This window comes from uncultured Clostridium sp. (assembly GCF_947036855.1).
Classification (GTDB): Bacteria; Bacillota; Clostridia; order Clostridiales; family Clostridiaceae; genus Sarcina.
Window position 1 is genome coordinate 1 of the sequence record NZ_CAMQRY010000142.1, and the last position, 5,755, is coordinate 5,755.

Consider the following 5,755-nt stretch of genomic DNA (forward strand, 5'->3'; position numbering starts at 1 on the left):
TACTTAAACATTTCTGCCATAGGTATCTCTGCTATTATTTTTTGATTTTTCAAAGCTTGTTCCATTCCTAAAACTCTTCCACGCTTTTTATTTATATCTCCCATAACATCACCCATATAAGAATCAGGTACAATAATCTCAACATACATAACAGGCTCTAGTATTATAGGAGTTGCCTGTTCAATACCTTTTTTATATGCATTAGTAGCTGCAATCTTAAAAGCCATTTCTGAAGAGTCTACCGCATGATATGAACCATCATGCAAAGTTGCTTTTAAACTAATCATAGGGAAACCACCAAGAACTCCTACCTTCATACAATCAAGTAACCCTTTTTCAACAGCCGGAATATAATTTCTTGGAACAACCCCACCTACAACTTTATCAATAAACTCAAGACCCTCTTTACCTTCTGTGCCTTTTTCAAACTTAATTTTCACATCCCCATACTGACCATGTCCACCAGATTGCTTTTTATGCTTTCCTTGAACATCAGAAATGCCCTTAATAGCCTCTCTATAAGGTATCTTTGGTAATGCAAGTTCTATATCAACACCAAATTTACTCTTAAGCTTAGATGCTATTATCTCAATATGAGCTTCACCTACCCCCTTAATTAAAGTTTCTGCATGTTCAATATCTCTTTCAATCACAAAACTTGGATCTTCTTCTAAAAGTTTTGAAAGCCCAATAGCTATTTTTTCTTCATCCCCCTTTGCTTTTGGAATAACTGACATAGACATAACAGGCTCTGGAAAATTTATTTTATCATAATGATACTTAAACTCTTTATCACATAAAGTATCCCCTGTTTCAGTAAATTGAAGCTTACTAACTGCACCTATATCACCAGCTATAATTCTCTTAGTTGGAATCTGTACCTTACCTTTTAGCAAAAATATATTACTAGCTTTCTCCTCTTTACCTTTATTAGAATTCATAATAATTTTATCAGTTTCTAAACTCCCTGTAATAACTCTAAAAATAGATATCTTACCAACAAAAGGGTCAGCTATAGTTTTAAAAACAAATGCTGAAAATGGATTACTCTCACTTAAATTAAAATATTTCTCACTTTCATTGTTATAACTTACTGCTTTCTGAGGTATAGCCATATTAGGTGATGGAAAACACTCTACAATGTCCTCAATCAATGTTTCAATACCCTTTAGCTCTAAAGCACTTCCACACATAACAGGTGCTATATCCCCTGATAAACACCCCTTAATAAGTCCATTATAAATTTCTTCTGAGCTAAGCTCTCCACTTTCAAAAAATTTTTCTAAAAGGATTTCATCTGTTTCAGCAACTGACTCAGTAAGCATAGCCTTACAATCAGCTAAATTATCTAAATATTCCTCTGGAACATCAATCTCTTCCATTTTTTTAGTTTTAGAATTATATATTCTAGCCCTTTCAGTTATAACATTAATTACCCCTATAAACTTATCTTCTTTTCCAATTGGATACTCAATAGGTACAACACTCATTCCAAACTTTTCTTTAAGTGCAAAAAGTGTTTTATCATAATCTGAATTTTCTCTATCAAGTTTATTAATAAAAAATGCTCTTGGCAGTTTTATCTTACTACAATAATCCCATGCTTTTTCAGTACCAACTTCAACGCTACCAAAAGCTGAGCAAACTATAAGTGCTACATCTGAAGCTCTCATTCCCTCAATAGCCTCACCAATAAAATCAAAATAACCTGGAGTATCAATAAGATTAACCTTAACAAAATCATTTTTTAAAGATGCAATAGATGTACCAATAGATATTCCTCTCTTCTTTTCCTCTAAATCATAATCTAATATAGTAGTCCCATCATCAACTTTTCCAAGTCTATCTGTTTCTCCAGCATAAAATAAAAGTGCCTCTGCAACTGAAGTTTTTCCAGTCCCACTATGACCTATTATTCCTATATTTCTCAAATTCTCAATACAATATTTTTTCATATAGAGCCAAAGATTAAAAGGTTTACATTCAACCTTTGACAATTCACCTACCTTTCTTATTAATATTTAAAAGCAAATCAATATCTTTTCACAAGCAAGTAATTTTAATATTAAAATTACTTACTTATATATAATTATATTAATCAAAACACTAAAATATTATAAAAAAATAAACTCCTAAAGATAAATCTTTAGGAGTCGGCTTTTATTGCTTTATAGAATTTTCTACGCCTTTTTATTTTATTATATTCTTCAAATTTTTAATTTCTTATTTCTTAGTTATTAGAGTATGTTTATATTATACTCTTTTTAAAAAGATATAACTACAATTATTCCAAATTTCTTTATTTTTTTTCTTTAAATTTCTATGAACATTTTTTGCTATATATTCCATATAATTAATCAATACAACCCTATAATTGTTATTTTTTTAACAATCTCGCATAAAAAAAGAGCTATATAAAAACAGACATCATCTGCTTTTACATAGTTCCATGAAAGTTCTCATGAACTTTAGCATCTTGGCTCCAGAAGTGGGATTTGAACCCACGACCTTTCGATTAACAGTCGACTGCTCCACCGCTGAGCTATTCCGGATTACTTATATATTTATTATATTAAAAATCCTATTAAATGTCAATATTATTTAAAAACTTTTTTTTAATAATTTATAAATAATTTCCTAAAACCCTCTATTTTTAAAAACTTTGTATTTATAATTCAAATAAAATCTATTTTACTATCAAACTTAATAAAAATACATTATTTTTTTTCATAAACTAATATGTACAAATTTCATATATTAACTCAAAAAATAAGATACTATATATCTAAATATATAATATCTAATCTTAATTATCCAAGTTTTGGTTTGAAATTTTTAAGCCTTAATGCATTTAAGAGAACTGTTACTGAGCTAAAACTCATAGCTATTGCTGCAATCATAGGATTAAGAAGTGGTCCACCAAATAAATGAAGAACTCCCATCGCTACTGGAATACCTATAATATTAAATATTAATCCCCAAAATAAATTTTCTCTTATATTTATCATAGTTTTTTTACTAAGTTGTATAGCAGTAATAACATCCATAATATCACTTCTCATAAGAACAATATCAGCAGATTCCATAGCAATATCAGTTCCTGATCCAATTGCCATACCAATATCAGCTATAGCAAGTGCTGGTGCATCATTTATACCATCTCCGACCATAGCAACTTTTTTTCCTTCTGCTTGAATTTCTTTAATTTTTTCAGCTTTTTGATGTGGTAAAACCTCTGATACAACTCTTGAAATCCCAAGCTCTTTTGCAATAGCCTTTGCAGTTTTTTTATTATCTCCAGTTAACATAACTACTTCAATACCCATTCTTCTAAGTATCTCAACAGCTTTTTTACTAGATGGTTTAACAGTATCAGCTACAGCAATTATTGCCTCAAGCTTCCCATCAATAATCATATACATAGGTGTTTTCCCTTCAGTAGCAAGTCTATCAGACTCTCTCTCAAACTCACCTGCTATAGAAATACTTTGATCATCTACAAGCTTTTTATTTCCTATAAATATATTTTTAGAATCTACCGTAACTTCAATTCCTTTTCCTACTATTGAATTAAATTTATCAATTTTTTTAAGTTCTAACCCTTTTTCTATAGCAAAATTTACAATTGCTTCTCCAAGTGGATGCTCTGAACCTTTTTCAGCAGCTCCAGCTATTGATAAAATTTCATCTTCTGAGTAAGAATTGGTAATAATATCTGTAACCACTGGCTTTCCTTCTGTTAAAGTACCTGTTTTATCAAATACTATTGTTTCAATCTTACCAGTTATCTCAAGAGGCTCTCCACCCTTAATTAAAACTCCATATTCTGCACCTTTTCCAGTTCCAACCATTATAGCTGTAGGAGTTGCAAGTCCCAAAGCACATGGACACGCTATCACTAAAACAGTAATAAATATAGTTACAATAAACTCAAAATTTTGACCTTCAAAATGCCAAAATATAGTTGATAAAATAGCTAAAACTATAACTACTGGTACAAAGAATCCTGCAATTACATCCGCTGTTTGAGCAATTGGAGCTTTAGATCCTTGTGCATCTTTTACAAGCTTCACAATCTTAGCAATAACAGTATCTTTTCCAACCTTAGTAGCCTTATAAATAATTCTACCATTCTTATTAATACTAGCTCCAAAAACAGATGCTCCAATAGTTTTTTCAACTGGGATACTCTCACCAGTAAGCATACTTTCTTCAATAGAAGTTTTACCCTCAACAATTTCACCATCAACTGGCAATTTTTCTCCTGGTTTTACAACTATTAAATCACCAACATTTACATCATCAACAGAAACAACTTCTTCTTTTCCATTAATAATAATAGTAGCATTTTTAGGAGCAAGTCCCATTAATTTTTTAATTGCCTCTGATGTCTTACCTTTAGCAACACTTTCTAAAAATTTACCGAGGCTAACAAATGCTATAATTACTGCTGCAGACTCAAAATATAATTGATGTGCAAAATGTACATTTCCCATAAAAATCTTAATCATTGCATAAATACTAAATAAATAAGCCGCACCTGCTCCTATAGATATTAATGAATCCATATTAGGCACACCAGCAAATAAACTTTTCATTCCAACTTTAAAGAAGCTTCGCCCAAAGAAGAATACTATAGTTGTTAAAATAAATTGAATAATAGCAAATCCTACTGCACCTGTGCTTGATGCCATAAAACTAGGTAATGGAATTCCAACCATATCTCCCATTGAAATTATAAATACTGGAATAGTAAAAATAGCAGTTCCTATTAATCTATCTTTAGTAAATTTAACTTCACTTTTCTTTTTTGAATCATCTTCTATAACTTCATCTAAATTTACTAATGTAAACCCAAGCTTTGAAAGCTTAGCCCTTACATCGCTTATTCTTATACTCTCGGCATTATAAGCCAAACTTAAAGTTTCAGTAGCAAAATTAACTACTCCACTTTCTACTCCGTCTATCTTTTTAAGTACTCGCTCAATAGAAGATGCACATGCAGCACAACTCATTCCCTCAACTCTATAAACAACTTCTTTTAAATCGGTCTTAACTTTAAATCCTATTTTCTCTATTTTTTGCTTAATCTTATCAAGATTAACTATTTTCTCATCGTAAGAAAGACTAAGTTCCTCAGCAACTAAATTAACAGTAGCTTTTTCAACTCCCTCAATTCTCTTTATTACTCGTTCAATAGATACTACACAAGCAGCACAAGTCATTCCGGTAATTTTCAGTATTTTTTTCTCCATAATTAAATCACTTCCTCTATTAGATTGTTATATAAAATACTATAAATAATATTTTATAGTCTGCACGATATTCCTTTCATTATTATTTAATAAATTCAAATATTTTATTCTGATAAACTTACTTATTGGTAAAATTCACTTTATACATTCCAATATATACCCCCTCCCATAAGGGGTGTTAATATTTCTATATTACTATTATAAATATAGAATGTCAATTTTAAATAAAAAAAGATTAGCAACTTATTGTTATACTTGCTAATCATAAATTTATATTTAAATGCAAAAAAAGACCAAAGTAAAACTTTGATCTTTCTTATTAAGAATCTAGCGTCAATCTACTCTCCCACACGCTCGCGCATGCAGTACCATCGACCCATGAAGGCTTAACCATCGTGTTCGGAATGGGAACGGGTGTTACCCTAAACGGCATAAACACTAGATATTGGCTCCAGAAGTGGGATTTGAACCCACGACCTTTCGATTAACAGTCGACTGCT

At 30.6% G+C, this 5,755-nt stretch carries 2 protein-coding genes, 1 tRNA gene and 1 rRNA gene; all 4 read right to left on the reverse strand.

Going from position 1 to position 5,755, the window contains the following annotated elements; translation table 11 throughout:
- Positions 1-1,955 (reverse strand): translation factor GTPase family protein (locus Q0V15_RS11360; RefSeq protein ID WP_297439086.1); only part of this gene is annotated, 1,955 nt, incomplete at its 3' end.
- 522 nt (positions 1,956-2,477) lie between these two features.
- Positions 2,478-2,552 (reverse strand) — tRNA-Asn (locus Q0V15_RS11365).
- A gap of 258 nt (positions 2,553-2,810) precedes the next feature.
- Positions 2,811-5,255 carry a heavy metal translocating P-type ATPase gene (locus Q0V15_RS11370; protein ID WP_297439088.1) on the reverse strand — a complete coding sequence of 815 codons (2,445 nt, stop codon included), beginning with the start codon at positions 5,253-5,255 and terminating at the stop codon, positions 2,811-2,813.
- Between the two features lie 325 nt (positions 5,256-5,580).
- Positions 5,581-5,698: ribosomal RNA gene (gene rrf, locus Q0V15_RS11375) — 5S ribosomal RNA — on the reverse strand.
- Between the last annotated feature and the right edge of the window lie 57 nt (positions 5,699-5,755).

Bases quoted from the DNA above. Each gene is read 5' to 3' on its own strand.
- Q0V15_RS11370 (WP_297439088.1), bottom strand. From the start codon at position 5,255: ATGGAGAAAAAAATACTGAAAATTACCGGAATGACTTGTGCTGCTTGT.